Consider the following 15,651-nt stretch of genomic DNA (forward strand, 5'->3'; position numbering starts at 1 on the left):
ACAGACCGTTAATGCGTGATAACAAAAAGATGCACCCATATTGAGGTGCATCTTTTTTATCTGAATAAATCCAAAAACCGTTCCCAAAGTGATTTCTTTTCAGGCTCTGCTTCTTCTTCCTTATCTTTTTCTACTTTCTCAATCGGTTCCGTTTTTAAAACAAATTGAACTGAATTCACTTCCTCATTCTTCTCGGAAACAAATGAAACGGCTTCAAAATCAGATTTATCATATTGTGCAAGCATTTCATCAATTTCTTTTGTTACCTGTTCCGGCATATCCTGTGTCGCTTCCGCAAGTTCAGATGTCCCATTACGAAGTTCAGAAACACCGTTTGCCAGTTCACCAGTACCGTTATTTAATTCACCAATCCCCTGATTGATTTCTGCATAGCCCGAAGCAAGTTCCCCAACACCTTCTGTATACGCAACAAGACCAGAATGGAATGCTTGGTAATTAGCAGATAACGTCGAGATGCCTGCTTGTAATTCTTTTAATCCACCTGCCGGATCCATTTTATCAAGAAAGTCACGGAATCCGTCCATCATATCTTCTATAGAGGTTGCCATCGTTTCCAGGGAAGCAGTAATTGTTTCCAATGTGCTTGTTACAGAGGTAAAGGCTTCTTTTACTTCGGCATATGTTCCTTTTACTGTCAGCGAGGCAGTATACACTTCAAGCAATTTATCTACTGTTTCCTGATTCGCATCACTTTGTTTTAACGCAATAATTTCTTCTTCGGTAATCTCATGGGCGGGAATTGCCTCTATCGCTTGATCGAGGGCTTCATACGCTCCACTGAAACCATTTTTCAAGCTGATAAGCCCTTCCTTAATCTCCCTTAGAGCCTTAGCAAACTCTTCTAAAGCAATTGTAATCTCATTAAAACCACTGCCGTCCATTCCCTTAAATTCACTTAAAGATTTATCAATTGCGTCCAGTGCCCCCTGGATTTCTTTTGAGCCACTTATTAATTCACTAGAACCGTTATTTAATGCATGAATCCCATTTTGATATTCACTAGAACCGTTCTGCAGTGCTGTTGTACCGTCATGAAGCTCTTCTGTTCCACTTTTTAATCCGAGCACGCCACGGTCAATCTCTTGAAGCGCATCAGCGAGTGTGCCGATTTCATCCGTAAACTCATCTGCATCTGGAGCATCTATTGACATGCTTTGCGGAACGGCAGCTATATCGATGCCAGACAGTTCCAAATCCGTTACATCTGCCGTCGTTGATAATACTGCTTCCTCTTCCGGCATGACAGAGTATGTTACTTGAATGTCTTTACCGGCATTGGCGAGGACTCCTTCTTCCGTTTCAACATTACTCGTCTTCTCCCCGTCCAGCGTAAAGGATATTTGCAATAAATAATTATCAAAGAAAACGGAATCGATTGCTTCATTTTCAAACGTCTCTATCAGGATTTCCAGGGTCCCATCTTTACCAGCTAGCTCCTTTGCCGTTACCTCTTCGCCGTCCAGCAAATACGTAATTTGGAATTCCCATGGAAGACTCGTATGTTCCAGCGTCCCTTGATAAAAAAACTTGCCTTCAGATGCTGTCAATTCGACCGTATCCCCAGATTGAGTAATTTCAGTTAAATCGGTAAGGTTTTTTACACTGCTGTATTTTCCATAATCTACAACTTGCCCTCCTTCGCTCACCTCCAAACTATTCACGATATAAAGTTCTTTCCCTATCCCATCAGGACTTAAGGTTGCATAAACCACTTCATCTTTACCTACTACCTGCCCCGCATTGTCCACACCGGCTTCCTTCTCTTCATTGCTGGAAGCAGCCGCGACCGGGAATGTTCCCGGCAGAACGAGGAAAATACTGAGTAAAACAATCAAGATTTTTTTCATCGTTCTTATCATCACTCCTTGAAAAAGTTTGCTTTCCATGTTGTTTTTTCAATTACCTTATCACATAACACAAGTAATGCCGGCAGGAAGATAATGACTAAGAGAAATGCTAGCAATGCCCCTCTGCCGAGCAATAATCCAATGGAAGATACAATTGGATTCGTCGATGTAAGCCAAAGTATGAAGCCGACAGTAGAAAGAATAGATGCTGAGATCAAAATGGCAAAAAACTTGTCATTCAGTGATTGTTTTATTGCCTGTAATGCCGGCATTTCCTTCCGTTTCAATGTATAATCCTCGGTCAGTAAAATCGCATAATCAATCGTGGCCGCAAGCTGTACAGTACTTACGATAAGATACCCGACGAAAACAAGTGGTGTTTCTGTAAAGTACGGAATAGCCAGGTTAATCCAAACCGATGCTTGAATCGTCAGTAACAAGACAATCGGGAAGGAAAGAGACTTGAATGCTACAATAAGTGCAAGCGCAATCGTTACAATCGTCATCACATTCACGAATGTATTATCATCTGTGACGACAGATTTAATATCATATAACGTAACACTCTCCCCGAGCATATAGAAGTCCTCATAGTAATCGCTCGTCATCTCTTCTACTGTTTCGACTAATGCGAATGCTTCATCCCCTTCATCCTCCGTTGTCGTATTTAAGATAAACCGGCTGTAATTGTCTGAATAAAACTGTTCTGTTATGTCTTCATCCAGGTATTCAGGTGGAATAGCAGCACCGACCGTCGTAACATAACTCATGATGCTTTTCACTTCATCATTTTTAAGCAAATCTTGGGCCAGCTGCTCTTCCTTCCCGATATCACCGCTCGGAACAAGCAGGACCATCTGTGTATTTTTTCCAAATTCATCCTCAATCTTCACAATATCAATACCTGCCCTTGTCTCTTCTGGTTGTTCACCAATTCCGTAAATAAAATCCGTTTGGCTCTGTGCCATAAATGCTGGCACAATAAGAAGGATCACAAGGATTAGAACTGGATATTTTAACTTCATTAAACCCTTTCCAACCCGGTTTAAGCTGGGAATAAATAGACGATGCTGTGTCTTATCAATCCATTTATAAAACATGATCGTAAACGCTGGAAGGAAGACCATAACACTAATAAAGCTAAAGACGATTCCCTTCACCAAGTTAAACCCAAGGTCAGAACCAATTTCAAAGTTCATTAAGCTTAGTGCAATAAATCCAAAAAACGTCGTCGATGCACTGGCAATAATTGCCGGAAACGAGCGCTTAATCGCAAGTTGCATTGCCTCTTTCGGATCCCCAACCTTCTCCCTGTAGTCGGAGAAACTATGCAACAGGAAGATCGCATAGTCGAGTGAGACGGCAAGCTGCAGGATCGGAGCAACCGACTGGGTTACAAAGGATATTTCTCCGATAAAGATATTCGTTCCAAGGTTAATCAGGACTGAAATACCAATTGCCATCAGGAAAAATAATGGCTCTACCCATGAAGTTGTTGAAAGGATGAGGATAATAATGATAATCGGAACGAGCAGCGCTGTTGCGTACATCGTTTCTGTGAATGCCATCTTCTGCTGGGTCGCCGTGTCCATCGCTTCACCTGCTAGCGCATGCTCTTCACCGATTATTTCATAAATTTCATCCGTAATTCGTACCTCTTCTCCATCAGCAATAACGAAGGAAAATAATGCATTATTATTTTGATAATAACTTTCCACTACATCTTGATCAGCAACTTCAATCGGGGTCTTGATATCCATCACGTCATCAAGCCAAATAACATCTGTCACCCCATCGATTGTTTCGAGTTTCTCCTTATATACGAGTGCCTCCTGTATGGATACATCATAAATCATGACATTGGCATTGGGAATTGCTCCTTCGAACTCTTCCTCCATCACTTCAATTGCTTCAGTTGATTGAGCATTATCCGGCAAATAATCAACCATATTATAATTAACGGAAACGAAAAATTGGAGGATGACACTAATCATAGCAAGACTTACAAACGTAATAACGATCGATTTTCTTTTTTCAATAATCCAAGCTGCAATCTTTATCGTATCTCACCCTTTTCTATCTGCTTACCTTTACTTTTATAATCTATCACGCTAACATTATATAAAACACAGTGTTGGTTTATCAACAAACACTTTGATAAAATTCGTCCAATATCCAACTTCCTTTAAGAAAGTGTTGGATAATTCTAAAATAAAGGGGACAAAAAGATGACATCTGAAAAACTTGACCGAAGAAAGAAATATACACGTATGGTTTTAAAGGACAGTCTTCTCCAGCTGTTAAAGCAGAAATCCTTTTCCCAGGTTACAGTCAAAGAAATATGCGAGCGAGCTGATATTAACCGTTCGACCTTCTATGCCCATTACCGTGATCAATTCGAGCTTCTTGAAACAATTGAAGACGAAATCGTTATGGATATGAAGCAATATATGAACACGTATAACTTACAGGAAAAGGAAGACGCACTAAAGATGACGGAGAAATTGATTAGCTATTTCGCCGCCAAGCAGGAAGAGTTGATTATCCTGTTAAATGTTAGTGATGAGACGTCTTTTGAACGGAAAGTAAGAGAAGTTGCACAAGCTTCCATTCGGAGTGAATGGATCATATCTGAGCAAACCGATCAACAGCTCTCTTCTTATCTGACTGCATTCATCATTAGTGGAAGTGTGCATGTGTTGAAGATGTGGTTGCTTGGCGGAATGGAGGAGCCACCGCATAAAATGGCGAAGCTCATTAATAATTTAATTAACCATGGAATCTATGGGACTGATTGGGAAATGTTCCCTTGATTCTAAGCTTTTTCAGTAGGAACAGCTGAAATATTAATACAGAAAAATTTTCATTATACAACAGGTAAAACATCGATGTCAATAGATAACTTGTGTCTTTCCCTGAAAAGTGATATAATATAGTTGTTGTAATTATACGACGATACTTTTCCAGCGCATCTTCATTGAGTTTTGAATTTGGATGCTCTCTTTTTGTCCCAAAACTCACCTGCTGTTGGACAGGGAAGCATACATGCAAAAGTCGTATCGCTCGAGAAGAATGTCGTGGGCATAATCTAAAGGAGTGGAAAAATGAATCTGATTGACAAAAAGGTCATGCACAAAAGTTTCGGTAATGGTAGCATTGTTGACCAAGATGATGAGTTTGTAACAATTGATTTTGATGAGGTAACGAAGAAGTTTGTTTTTCCTGATGCCTTTGGAAAGTTTTTAAAGCTCAAAGATGATTCGGCACAAGCTACATTAAAACAAGCTATTACGAAGATTGAAGCCAAACAAGAACAACTCGAGAAAGAACGGGAAGAAGAACAAGCACAGCGAATTTTAGAACAGCAACGGATGAATGAACTTAAAAAATTACTGAAAAACCATCGACTCCATGATAAATCCCAATTAGTATTTTGGCTTGAGGATACAGAAGAAGAGCAAGCATTTACCGATTGGCAAGTATTCGCTGGTGAAATTAGAAGCGGTAAAAACGAAGGTAAACCGAACAAACCCGTGCGTCTCCATCAAAATAGTCTTGTTTTGTTAACAAAACGGGATGATAAAGAAGAGGAAAAGGAACGAAAAATTGTCGGCCTTTACATGGTGGAAGAAACATTCATCGGCAGATTGGCAGAAGATGGAATCATTCCTGCCCATTCTGAACTTAGATTAAAACTTTCCGATGAAGAAGCAGAAGACATGCTATTTTGGAATTACTATATTAATGAAAAATATCCGCACCGCATGACATGGAACACAGGAAAATATCGTTATTTCGATAACATTTGGGCAGCGCAAATCTTGAAAGATATTATTGCACTTAAGAAAGATCCAAATGAATTGCAACTTGCTGAAGAATTCTTCTTACATTTCTGCAAGATGAACCAACTCGAACCAAACGAAATTCCAGAGCCAAACGGTGCTTTAAAGTATAATCAATAATGTGATCAAGAGGTTAAGCCACTAATATGTTCGGCTTAACCTCTTTTTTCTTTGTCTTGAAAACTAAAATAAAAATTCTTTGGATAACTTAAATTTGCCACGCATCTGGCGCAAGCGCCTTTGTTATTTGCCAGTTTTGTTTTCACGATATGGGGAATAGTAAGTTAGCTGTAAAAGTTTAACAAAATGTCAGAGATAAGTTATTATAGCATCTTCCATTACCGTATAATGAAGGTAGGGGTTGGTAATGCTTTCAGTAGTAAAGTGAAACTTCATTTAGTGGGGGGAGACGCACAAGATGAGCTGGTTCCGTCATTACGACAGATGCTCGTGTTAAGTCGAGCGTTCTCTTCCCCACTAAATGTTAGTTGAACCAATCGGGCCGTTACTGGCTGTTGATCTCCCACTCAGCATTCTTGAACATTCTTAAAATTTGAAGTGGGAGGATTACAGCCAGTTACACTGCGATAAAGTGAAACTTCATTTAGTGGAGGGAGACGCACAAGATGAGCTGGTTCCGTCATTACGACAGATGCTCGTGTTATGTCGAGCGTTCTCTTCCCCACTAAATGTTAGTTGAACCAATCGGGCCGTTACTGGCTGTTGATCCCACACTTTTAGTTCGGAGTTTTACAGCCAGTTATACTGCAGTAGATACAACGTTAGAGGAGGAATTACATATGAAAATTAACAGCAGAAATTTCAGCATTCTACTTATTGCAACGGCTGTCATGTTCGTTATCTTATTGTTACCAAATCCGGAAACATTGCCTGTAGCTGGACAACGTGCTCTCGCCGTGCTTGCTTTTGCCGTTATTCTCTGGATAACGGAAGCAGTAACATATCCTGTGAGCGCTGTGATGATCGTCAGTTTACTCGCATTATTTATTGGTCTATCCCCTACAATAGAAGACCCATCTGTAACGTACGGTACAAGCGAGGCTTTAAGTATGGCAATCGGCGGATTTAGCTCCACTGCCGTACTACTTGTCGGTGGTGCTCTCGTTCTAGCCGCAGCGATGGAAATAACTGGCTTGCACCGGCGCATTGCTTTATATATCTTATCGAAAGTGGGTACACAGCCAGGCCGCCTTGTTATGGGTACAATTTTAGTAAGTTTTGTCCTAGCCTTATTTGTTCCAAGCGCTACAGCTAGAGCGGGTACACTCGTACCGATCCTCCTAGGAATTGTTGCCGCCTTTGGTCTAGCGAAAGAAAGCAGGCTTGCGGCCTTATTGATGATTACTGCAGTTCAGTCGATTTCAATCTGGAATATTGGGATTAAAACGGCAGCCGCACAGAATATGGTCGCTTTAGGCTTTATCAAAGCCGAATATGGAATGGATATCACATGGGGCGCATGGTTCTTATACGCCGCTCCTTGGTCAATTATTATGTCTGTTGTCTTGTATATTGTCATGACTCGACTCATTAAACCTGACATCCCAGATATAACGAAAGGAAACAGTCTCAAAAAACAACTAGACGAGTTAGGTAAGATGTCTTCTAAAGAAAAGAAACTTATCATTATTGCACTCGCCCTGCTTATCCTCTGGTCAACGGAAGGATTGCTCCATCCATTCGACTCGACGACCATTATGATTGTCGCTGTAGCCGTCATGTTGACGCCGATTGTCGGAATTTTTGGCTGGAAAGAAGTTCAGCAAAAGGTACCTTGGGGAACGTTGATTGTTTTTGCTACCGGTATATCACTTGGAACCGTCCTATTGTCCACAGAGGGTGCATCCTGGTTATCAGCGAACTCTTTTGAAGCGATGGGGCTTAATTCGATGCCACTCGTTATGATGATTGCATTGCTTGCTGCTTTTAATATACTGATCCACCTTGGCTTTGCAAGTGCAACAAGTCTTGCTTCTGCATTCATTCCAATCGTTATCGCGCTTGCAGGCAGTATGGAGGCAACTAACTTTAATGCAATTGGGCTCGTAGTCATTATGCAGTTTGTTGTAAGCTTCGGATTTCTGCTTCCAGTGAATGCACCGCAAAGTATGCTTGCTTATGGAACAGGAACCTTTACGGCAAAAGATTTCCTAAAATCGGGAATACCATTAACCGTCATAGGCTATCTTCTCATCATTATTTTCAGTGCCACATATTGGCAGTGGATTGGATTGTTGTAGGTATTAAGAGATTAGTGGTTTACTACGATAATGATTAAAAAGTTAAAATACCGATAGATTGGAATAACATATAAAGAAGAGTTTTTGCGCGTTTAACACTGGATAACAATTGAAATAAATCGAAAAACACAATACATCTAAAAAAAGCAGGTAACTCACGAAAATCCCCTTGAGTTCCTGCTCGTTTTTATTGAACGGCATGCATGGAGCCACCGTCTTTTTTCGTTAATTTAGCTTGCACGACAAATCTTCCTTTAAATTCGTCCAGCTCATAATCACATGTCGATAAGGTAAGGATATGATCATCTGCATTGACGTCCACATCCGTTTCATATAAAGAATGGGAAAGACTCTCCTTTAACAATGCGTTAAAATCTTCATCATCGGCAAATTCAGTTTGAATATAATTGAAATCGGTCGTCGTATTATAGACAGCGAAAACTTCTGCCACGTAGCTTTCATATAACGTATCAAAGGTGAATGTTTTATGTTCTTCGTAAAATGCTTTGTCCGCGTATTTCGTTAAGCCTTCAAACATCGATTGGTCCTTTGTGCGATGGCCATAAACGATTGTATTCTTGCCAAGGGATGTAACATCGTTCCGGTAATCCATAAAAATGCTGCCGAGAATATTATAATTTTTATAAAAATCCTTGCGTAAATAATCATTGTTATTATCCGCTTGAAGGATAGGATAATCAATTTGCGTCCCGTCTACTGTAATCCATCCAACCAGCTCTTCATTTTCACCTAGCAAAATATCGAAACCCGAACGGACTTTCAGCTCATCGCCATCATTATCTGCCCACTCTGTAAAACCTCCACCTTCATAAAAGGTTTGCTGAAGATCATCCATTGTTTTACTGTTTTTGTGATAATCAAGATACGTACTGATTAACCCATGGGCCGCATAGACGAAAACGCCTGCACATACGAGTGTTACTCCAATTGACAGTATCCGTTTCATTTTATTATTCATAACCTCCACCTCACCTAAGTCGGTTAAATTCCAATTGGCACGATATACATGCCAAGCGCTGGATCATCTTTGACAACGACATTTACACCATACACTTCCTGCATCAATTGCCTGGTAACAATATCCCGCGGATTACCATGGGAAATGATCCGACCGTTTTTCATCGCAATGATTTCATGACTGTATTGGATTGCCTGATTGATGTCATGGAGGACCATCACAATCGTAAGACCTTCCTCTTTACATAGCTCTTTTACCAATTCTAGTATCTCGTATTGGTAAAAGATATCCAAGTTGGCAGTCGGTTCATCCAAGAATAAATACGGTGTATCCTGAGCAAGCGCCATCGCAATCCACGCCCGTTGTTGCTGACCGCCGGATAGATTGTCTAACGGGGCATGGCGCTTTTCGATTAGTCCGGTACGTTCCAGCGCCCAGGTCACCTTCTTTTCATCCTTGTCTCCGTGCTGCGTGAAGGCTGCTTTATGGGGAAGTCTTCCGTAATAAACTAGCTTTTCGACCGTCATTCCAGACGGAGCGTTATTTTGCTGATGTACAACCCCAAGCTTTTTCGCAAGTTCTTTCGGTTTATATTGTTTAATTGCTTTTCCATCTAAGATGACGCTGCCTTTTTGTGGTGCGAGATTATTCGTAAGGACGCCAAGAAGTGTTGACTTCCCCGAACCATTCGGACCAAGTATCGTCGTAATTTTCCCTGGAGTAATACTAGTTTCAATCCCATGCAGTCTTACTACTTTATCCTGATAAGAAAAGGTTATATCTTTAATTTCCATAAATCCGATCACTCTTTCTAAGTAGGAATATCAGGAATGGTCCACCAATTACGGCCATAATGATCGATGCCGGTATCTCAATTGGTGCCATGATTGTCCGCCCCAAAGTATCCGCTGTTACAATAAGCAGGGCTCCCGCAAGCGCTGAAAATGGGATCAATACTTTATGGTCATTCCCAACGAGTACTCGTCCGATATGCGGAACAAGCAGGCCGACAAAGGTGAACATCCCGGCAATCGCTGTTGCAATCGATGCAAGCAGAACAGCTACAACAGAGATGATGAATCGCGCTCGGTTCACCTGGAAACCGAGATTACGCAACGTTTTATCCTTTAAACCTAAATGGTTACACCATGCATAAAGCAGCAGGCTAAGCAGAAGACCAATCGTCCCGTACAGTGTGATAATCCCCACATCATCCCAGGTCTTCATGGTGAGTGTCGATGCATCAACGGAAATACCTGACATGAGACTGCTTGCATTTTGCGCGGATAACAATTGACTAAGCCCCGTGAACAATGCATTAATCGCAACCCCGATCAAAATCATCCGCAGCGGATCAAGCCCTGACTTCCATGCAAATAGATAAACGAGCAAGAATGCTGCCGCCCCACCGATGAAGGAGAATAATGGTGTATAGAAATAAAGTGTCGGGAAAAAGGTGATCATCAAAATTGAAACGAATCCAGCACCTGAAGATACCCCGATTATACCTGGTTCAGCGAGCGGGTTCCGTAAAACTGCTTGTAAAAGCACACCGGAAACCGAGAGGCAAGCACCTGCAAATAAAGCGATAATGATTCGCGGCAGGCGCAAATCTTTTATAATTTCCACATTTTCATTTGTACCTGTAAATAATCCAGTAATAAGATCTCCAAGTCCGACTTCAATACTGCCCGTGATCATGGAATAAAGACTTACAAAAAGAAGCAAGCCAATCACGGCAATAAAACTGATTAACTTTTTGTACATCTAAAAAACCTCTTTCGTAAGCCCTACTCTACTAATTCCGGGTAAAGAAATCCGACTAACTCCTCCAGTGCCTCTGCAGCTGCCAAGTTAGCTGTTGTACCAAAACGGGTCTCTTCTAAATCATAGACTCTGTCATTCTGAACTGCTTTAAAATGATTCCAAATATCATTTTCCTGGAATTCCTTATTGAACATTTCCACTACCTCATCTGGCATACCGTGGGCCATTCGTAAAATAATATCGGCATCAGTCTGCTGTAAAACTTCCGTATTTGCTGATACGTACTCTAGATCGGTATCGGCAATTGCGTTCGTTCCACCAGCGCGGCGGACTAAGTCACCGACATAGGAATTTTCCGTTGCGACAAGATAACTGCCCGGGACACCTAGAAGAATAAGTACTTTTGGTGATTCCAATCCTTCAATTTTCGCTTCTATTTCCGTTAATTTCCCTTCGAATTCAGCTACTAGTTCAGCAGCATGATCTTCACGATTATATTTTTCACCAAGTGCTTCAATTTCTTCATACATATTTTCCACACTGTCTAAATTCATATATGTAGCTGGTACATCTGCTTGGGCAAAGGAATCTTGCACATAATCGGCCAATGTCGTTACGGTAAGCACATCTGTTGGTTTTAAGGAAAGGATGACTTCCATATCCGGCTCCATCGCCATACCGATTTCTGTAACGCCTTCATAACGGGCTGGGAGATCTTTATAAGATGTTGGAACCCCTACAAGATCTAATTCCAGTTCGTCCATCATTTCTACGATTGCCACGGTTGTTGCAATGATGTCACCATCTGTTTCCAGGGCCGGTTCAGCTTCTTCCTCTGTTCCTGTTTCCTCTGTTGTTTCAGCAGCTTCTTCTGAGTCTGCACTTTCGTCCGGGTTCGCTGCTGATTCATCAGATCCGCAGGCAGCTAGTACAATCATAAATAAAAGCATTAAAAATACATATAATTTATTTTTCACTGTTTACACCTCTTTTAAAAAATTGCGCATCATTATGTATAAAGGATAGAAGGAGAAATAATCTGAGGCGCTAGAAAGTTGGGGAGTTAAAATACAAGTCGGGACAATTCAGATCCTGGTGTTCGTCAGGTTCTGCATGTCCCGTCTTGCGTAGATTAACAGCCAGTAACGGCTCGATTGGTTCAACTAACATTTAGTGGGGAAAAGAACGCTCGACTTAAGCACGGGCAGCTGTCTTTACGACGGCCCGGCAAATCTTTTGCGTCTCCCCCTTCTAAATGAAGTTTCACTCTACGCAAAGCGTTTTTTCAGTTGCACAGCTAACGGAATTGCTGATGCAATCAATAATAGCAAGTACAACATAATGTTTGTTTCTTCGCCTGTTTTTGGGTTAGGCCCGCTTGAGTTGGTGTTCGTATCAACAGACTTATTTCCCGTGATATTATTGGAATCACCTAGTAGCGGTTTTTCCGGTGTGTTTGGATCTAATTTTTTATTACCAGATTTGGTATCATTATTATTTCCTGGATTGTTATTTCCTGGAGTTATACCAGCATTTTCTTCCGGATCTTGCGCATTTTCAGCATCAGGTCCGTTTGCATTTGTTGATGCAACTAACAGATAATTGCTTACATCAATAGCTTTCATACTGCCCGGATCAAGTATGAGCCTTGCAGTGTGCTCCTGGTTTTCATAAACTCCTGGAACGGTAAGTACCATATCAAGAATAATTTCGTCCGTTAATTTACCGCCAATCTTTAGCTGATAAACAACAGAACCATCCACATTTTCTCGAACGAAAACGAACTCGCCAAACTCATTTTTGATGGAGTTGATAAACTCGCTTCCTTTAACAGTGACTTGCAAGTAGTAGACACCATCTTTTTCTAAAAGAATAGCTGGTTTAACAAAGAAACTGTCTGCAGCAGATGGGCGATCCTCTGTTTCATGTTTGATTACATAATTAATCTCATATGCTTTATCTGGGACTAATCCATCATCTTTTTTCGGTGCTTTAGTTTTAGGTGTTTTTTTGTTGTCTTTATCTTTACCTGCAGGTTTTTCAGGTTTTGTTGGTGTTACTTTATTCTTATCTTTGTCTTCTTTTGGTGCTTTTTCTTTGTCTTTATCTTCTTTTGGATCTTTTCCTGGCTTCTTACCTTGCTCTGGTGCTAACAAAGAGTAGTTATTCACGTCAACTTCCTGTTTCGTTTTTTCTACAAACGAAATCTCTGCAGTATGTTCCATAGGGCCTATCGGAGTGTCTATGTACATACCAAGTTCATATGTTGCATCCAGTGAAGCAACTTCGAACTGGGCAATATAATTATCATTAGTATCTACATCACTTAATGTAATTTTCTCACCATTGATCGTCAGATAATCAACGTATTGCCCCATATTACCAACAATTTGGATGTATGCTTTTCCATCTTTATATAATAACGCAGCTGGATTATGGAAATAACGTTCTAAAGGAATATCTGATTTATACGTAATCGTGTATGCTTCATCTGGAGCAAACTCTGAATCAACGTTTTCTTTTTCTTGATCCGCTTCGTTGTCATCTTCTGGTTCTGTTGGTTGTTCAGGTTTAGTAGGCTCTGGATTTTCCGGTTTGGCAGGCTCTTCTGGTTGTTCAGGAGCTGGATCTTCTTCCGGTTCTTCTGGTTCCTCTTCAACAACTGGTATTTCCTGCAAACCCTCTAAAATAAATCGGAATGGTTCGTCACCTTTCATATCAATTGCCGGAACCTCATATTGCACTTGGGCATTGAGTTCTGCTTTAATAGTTTCTAGCGGAAATGCCATATACTTTGCAGCAGCATCCTCGGTTACAGTAGCTTTAGTCCCTTCAATTTGAATACCTGTAACTTCAGCCATTTCATTATGTGGCACTGTAATAACCAAGATAGCTTTTCCATCCACTATCTTTAATACAGCTTTTTCATTAATGAACCCAGCTGCACCAGATGGATCATCTGAATCTTTTTTAAGGGAAATTGCTTTTATTGCATGATCCCCATCTTCATAAACAACTTCCTCTTCCGCAAACACCGATGTGCCGAAAAGCGGCAGAGCCAGTACTGCGGCAATTAAAACAAGAAACCATTTTCTCATTTTATACTCTCCCTTGTGTGTTCAATTAGTTACGTGCAGGTCGGAATTTCCAAATTGTAATCAATGCGACTCCGGATACGAGTAGAAGGACTGCGTACAATCCGATCGGTGTATTCTCTCCAGTTTTTGGATTCTCGACTGCTTCGCCCCCGTCAGTTGCTGGAGCCTCATCTGTTGCACTACTTGTGTCACCAGGTGTGGCCGTTTCGCCCGCATCTGTACTAGCTGCAGCACCAGCTTGTGGTAATCCGCTGACATTGAAAACTGCACGAGCCGTATGTACTGTATCGTATAAATCTGGAACAACGATATGCATGTCCATGTTCAGGGGTGCGGTTAGATCTCTATCTACTCGGAAACTCACCGTTCTCGTTTCATTAGCTGTGTCTTCATTTACTACAGAGACTGCTCCAGCAGGTGTAGATAGAGATTTGATGTAATTACTGCCCGTTACCGTTAACGTAATAGTCTGTACACCATTTTCCACCGTTAAGGTAGCGGGGCTGACAAAGTATCCATCGGCAATGGACGTATTGTCACTGCTTTTTTCCTTCATTTCATAAGGCACTTGATATGTACCATCTGCAATTTGTGCAGACACTGGTGTTGCAACTAAAATGAAAATGATTGCAGCTAACAACATACCAAGTGGAAATCTAAACTTCATTGCTTTTCCTCCTCAATATTTACGATAAACAGTAGATTAGTAGATTTTGGTAATAGGAAAGCGCATTCACATATCCATCCTATATTTTCCTCATATCCCTGTTTATAACGTTTTATTTGCCACATATCCTAATCTACCATAAGGGAGAGCTTATATACAGGAGTATTATGAACGAACGATGAACAATTGATGAATTTTTGTTAACAAAGTGTTAAATCTTCGGAACAGGGACATGGGGTCAGAGCATTTGTCCCCGGGACAAATGCTCTGACCCCATGTCCCACTTTCGATTTATGTTGCAACTTTTTTCTTTGGTGTGGTTTTACGTTTCGTTTGTTTTGGTTTATCTTTTTTAGCCCGATCGAGCGATGCTTGGAGTGCGTCCATCAAATTCGTTACATTATCCGGTGACGGCTTTTCTTTTGCAGTTGTTGTTTCAGCATTATTTTTTCTCTCTTCAATTAACTCAAGTAAAGCTGTGCGATAATCATCCTGATATTTCTCCGGATCAAAGCTCGTTGTCAGCTGTTCAATCAGCATTTTTGCGACATCCAATTCTTTCTTCACAATCTTCACTTCTTCCGGTACATTCGGTACATCTGCCACATTCCGTACTTCATCCGGATAATGAATCGTTTCCACTACAATTGTATTTTTATATACCCGAATAACAGCTAGTTGTTCCTTCTGGCGGATAATTATTTTCGCAATGCCGATTTTTCCTGTATCTTCTAACGCTCTTCGCAGTAATCCGTAAGCTTTACCTCCCCCTTCATTCGGGGATAGATAATAACTTTTCTCAAAATAAATCGGATCAATATCCTCGAGGCTCACAAAATCGATAATTTCGACCGCTTTATCTTCCTGTTCTTTTCGCAAATTTTCCAAGTCCTCATCATCGAGGACAACAAATTTATTTTTCGTATATTCATAAGCCTTTACAATATCTTCATTCTTCAGCTCAACATCGCAAACCGGGCAAACTTTCTCATACTTTATCGGTGATTGACATTCTTTATGCAATTGGCGGAGCTTTACATCTTTATTTTCTGTTGCTGCATGCATCTTCACAGGGATACTGACTAACCCGAAGCTGATCGTTCCTTTCCACATCGTATGCACTCACAATCCCTCCTTTACAGCTAGTTTGTATAGTCAAAAATTATTTA

At 40.8% G+C, this 15,651-nt stretch carries 12 protein-coding genes; 3 read left to right on the plus strand and 9 right to left on the minus strand.

Features of this window, described 5'->3' with window-relative positions; genetic code table 11:
- Positions 1–56 precede the first annotated feature (56 nt).
- Both WKU33_RS01850 and WKU33_RS01855 read right to left on the minus strand, forming a co-directional pair.
- Positions 57–1,868, minus strand: coding sequence for a YhgE/Pip domain-containing protein (locus tag WKU33_RS01850; RefSeq protein ID WP_340452892.1), 1,812 nt, complete (start codon positions 1,866–1,868; stop codon positions 57–59).
- Between the two features lie 11 nt (positions 1,869–1,879).
- Entirely contained in the window at positions 1,880–3,862 is a 1,983-nt protein-coding gene (locus tag WKU33_RS01855) for an efflux RND transporter permease subunit (RefSeq protein ID WP_340452894.1), read from the minus strand.
- A 234-nt stretch (positions 3,863–4,096) separates the two neighbouring features.
- Here WKU33_RS01855 and WKU33_RS01860 point away from each other — a divergent pair, with 234 nt between their 5' ends.
- The 3 genes from WKU33_RS01860 to WKU33_RS01870 all read left to right on the plus strand — a co-directional run bounded on the left by WKU33_RS01860 (position 4,097) and on the right by WKU33_RS01870 (position 7,971).
- Positions 4,097–4,681 carry a TetR/AcrR family transcriptional regulator gene (locus WKU33_RS01860; protein WP_229782569.1) on the plus strand — a complete coding sequence of 195 codons (585 nt, stop codon included), beginning with the start codon at positions 4,097–4,099 and terminating at the stop codon, positions 4,679–4,681.
- Between the two features lie 291 nt (positions 4,682–4,972).
- A complete protein-coding gene (locus WKU33_RS01865; protein ID WP_188856262.1) occupies positions 4,973–5,830 on the plus strand; it encodes a malate synthase in 858 nt (285 codons plus the stop codon).
- A gap of 680 nt (positions 5,831–6,510) precedes the next feature.
- Complete coding sequence (locus WKU33_RS01870) at positions 6,511–7,971, plus strand: DASS family sodium-coupled anion symporter (protein WP_188856337.1); 1,461 nt, start codon at positions 6,511–6,513, stop codon at positions 7,969–7,971.
- Positions 7,972–8,158: 187 nt separating this feature from the next.
- On the opposite strand, the gene srtB is transcribed toward WKU33_RS01870, so the two are convergent.
- From srtB to ku, 7 genes are all read right to left on the minus strand, one after another.
- Complete coding sequence (srtB, locus tag WKU33_RS01875; protein WP_188856261.1) at positions 8,159–8,950, minus strand: class B sortase; 792 nt, start codon at positions 8,948–8,950, stop codon at positions 8,159–8,161.
- Positions 8,951–8,973: 23 nt separating this feature from the next.
- Positions 8,974–9,744: an ABC transporter ATP-binding protein gene (locus WKU33_RS01880; protein ID WP_188856260.1), complete on the minus strand. Its 771-nt coding sequence runs from the start codon at positions 9,742–9,744 to the stop codon at positions 8,974–8,976.
- Positions 9,734–10,717, minus strand: coding sequence for a FecCD family ABC transporter permease (locus WKU33_RS01885; RefSeq protein WP_188856259.1), 984 nt, complete (start codon positions 10,715–10,717; stop codon positions 9,734–9,736). The genes WKU33_RS01880 and WKU33_RS01885 overlap by 11 nt, the downstream gene beginning before the upstream one ends.
- A 23-nt stretch (positions 10,718–10,740) precedes the next feature.
- On the minus strand, positions 10,741–11,694 hold the full coding sequence (gene isdE / locus WKU33_RS01890) for a heme ABC transporter substrate-binding protein IsdE (RefSeq protein ID WP_268239577.1): 954 nt from the start codon (positions 11,692–11,694) through the stop codon (positions 10,741–10,743).
- Between the two features lie 291 nt (positions 11,695–11,985).
- Positions 11,986–13,815, minus strand: a complete 1,830-nt coding sequence (locus tag WKU33_RS01895) for an NEAT domain-containing protein (RefSeq protein WP_188856258.1) — start codon at positions 13,813–13,815, stop codon at positions 11,986–11,988.
- A gap of 25 nt (positions 13,816–13,840) precedes the next feature.
- On the minus strand, positions 13,841–14,482 hold the full coding sequence (locus WKU33_RS01900) for an NEAT domain-containing protein (protein ID WP_340452900.1): 642 nt from the start codon (positions 14,480–14,482) through the stop codon (positions 13,841–13,843).
- A 291-nt stretch (positions 14,483–14,773) separates the two neighbouring features.
- The gene (ku, locus tag WKU33_RS01905; RefSeq protein WP_340452902.1) at positions 14,774–15,604 is read right to left on the minus strand and encodes a non-homologous end joining protein Ku; all 831 of its coding nucleotides are present in this window, start codon (positions 15,602–15,604) and stop codon (positions 14,774–14,776) included.
- Between the last annotated feature and the right edge of the window lie 47 nt (positions 15,605–15,651).

The organism is Oceanobacillus sp. HCA-5259, assembly GCF_037892815.1.
In the GTDB taxonomy this organism is placed as follows: Bacteria; Bacillota; Bacilli; order Bacillales; family Amphibacillaceae; genus Oceanobacillus; species Oceanobacillus indicireducens.

Excerpts from the sequence above, each read along its gene's own strand:
- WKU33_RS01865 (WP_188856262.1), top strand. The coding sequence starts at position 4,973 with ATGAATCTGATTGACAAAAAGGTCATGCACAAAAGTTTCGGTAATGGT.
- WKU33_RS01900 (WP_340452900.1), bottom strand. The coding sequence starts at position 14,482 with ATGAAGTTTAGATTTCCACTTGGTATGTTGTTAGCTGCAATCATTTTC.
- srtB (WP_188856261.1), bottom strand. The coding sequence starts at position 8,950 with ATGAATAATAAAATGAAACGGATACTGTCAATTGGAGTAACACTCGTA.
- WKU33_RS01895 (WP_188856258.1), bottom strand. The coding sequence starts at position 13,815 with ATGAGAAAATGGTTTCTTGTTTTAATTGCCGCAGTACTGGCTCTGCCG.
- WKU33_RS01880 (WP_188856260.1), bottom strand. The coding sequence starts at position 9,744 with ATGGAAATTAAAGATATAACCTTTTCTTATCAGGATAAAGTAGTAAGA.
- WKU33_RS01850 (WP_340452892.1), bottom strand. The coding sequence starts at position 1,868 with ATGAAAAAAATCTTGATTGTTTTACTCAGTATTTTCCTCGTTCTGCCG.
- WKU33_RS01860 (WP_229782569.1), top strand. The coding sequence starts at position 4,097 with ATGACATCTGAAAAACTTGACCGAAGAAAGAAATATACACGTATGGTT.
- WKU33_RS01870 (WP_188856337.1), top strand. The coding sequence starts at position 6,511 with ATGAAAATTAACAGCAGAAATTTCAGCATTCTACTTATTGCAACGGCT.
- WKU33_RS01885 (WP_188856259.1), bottom strand. The coding sequence starts at position 10,717 with ATGTACAAAAAGTTAATCAGTTTTATTGCCGTGATTGGCTTGCTTCTT.
- WKU33_RS01855 (WP_340452894.1), bottom strand. The coding sequence starts at position 3,862 with ATGATTAGTGTCATCCTCCAATTTTTCGTTTCCGTTAATTATAATATG.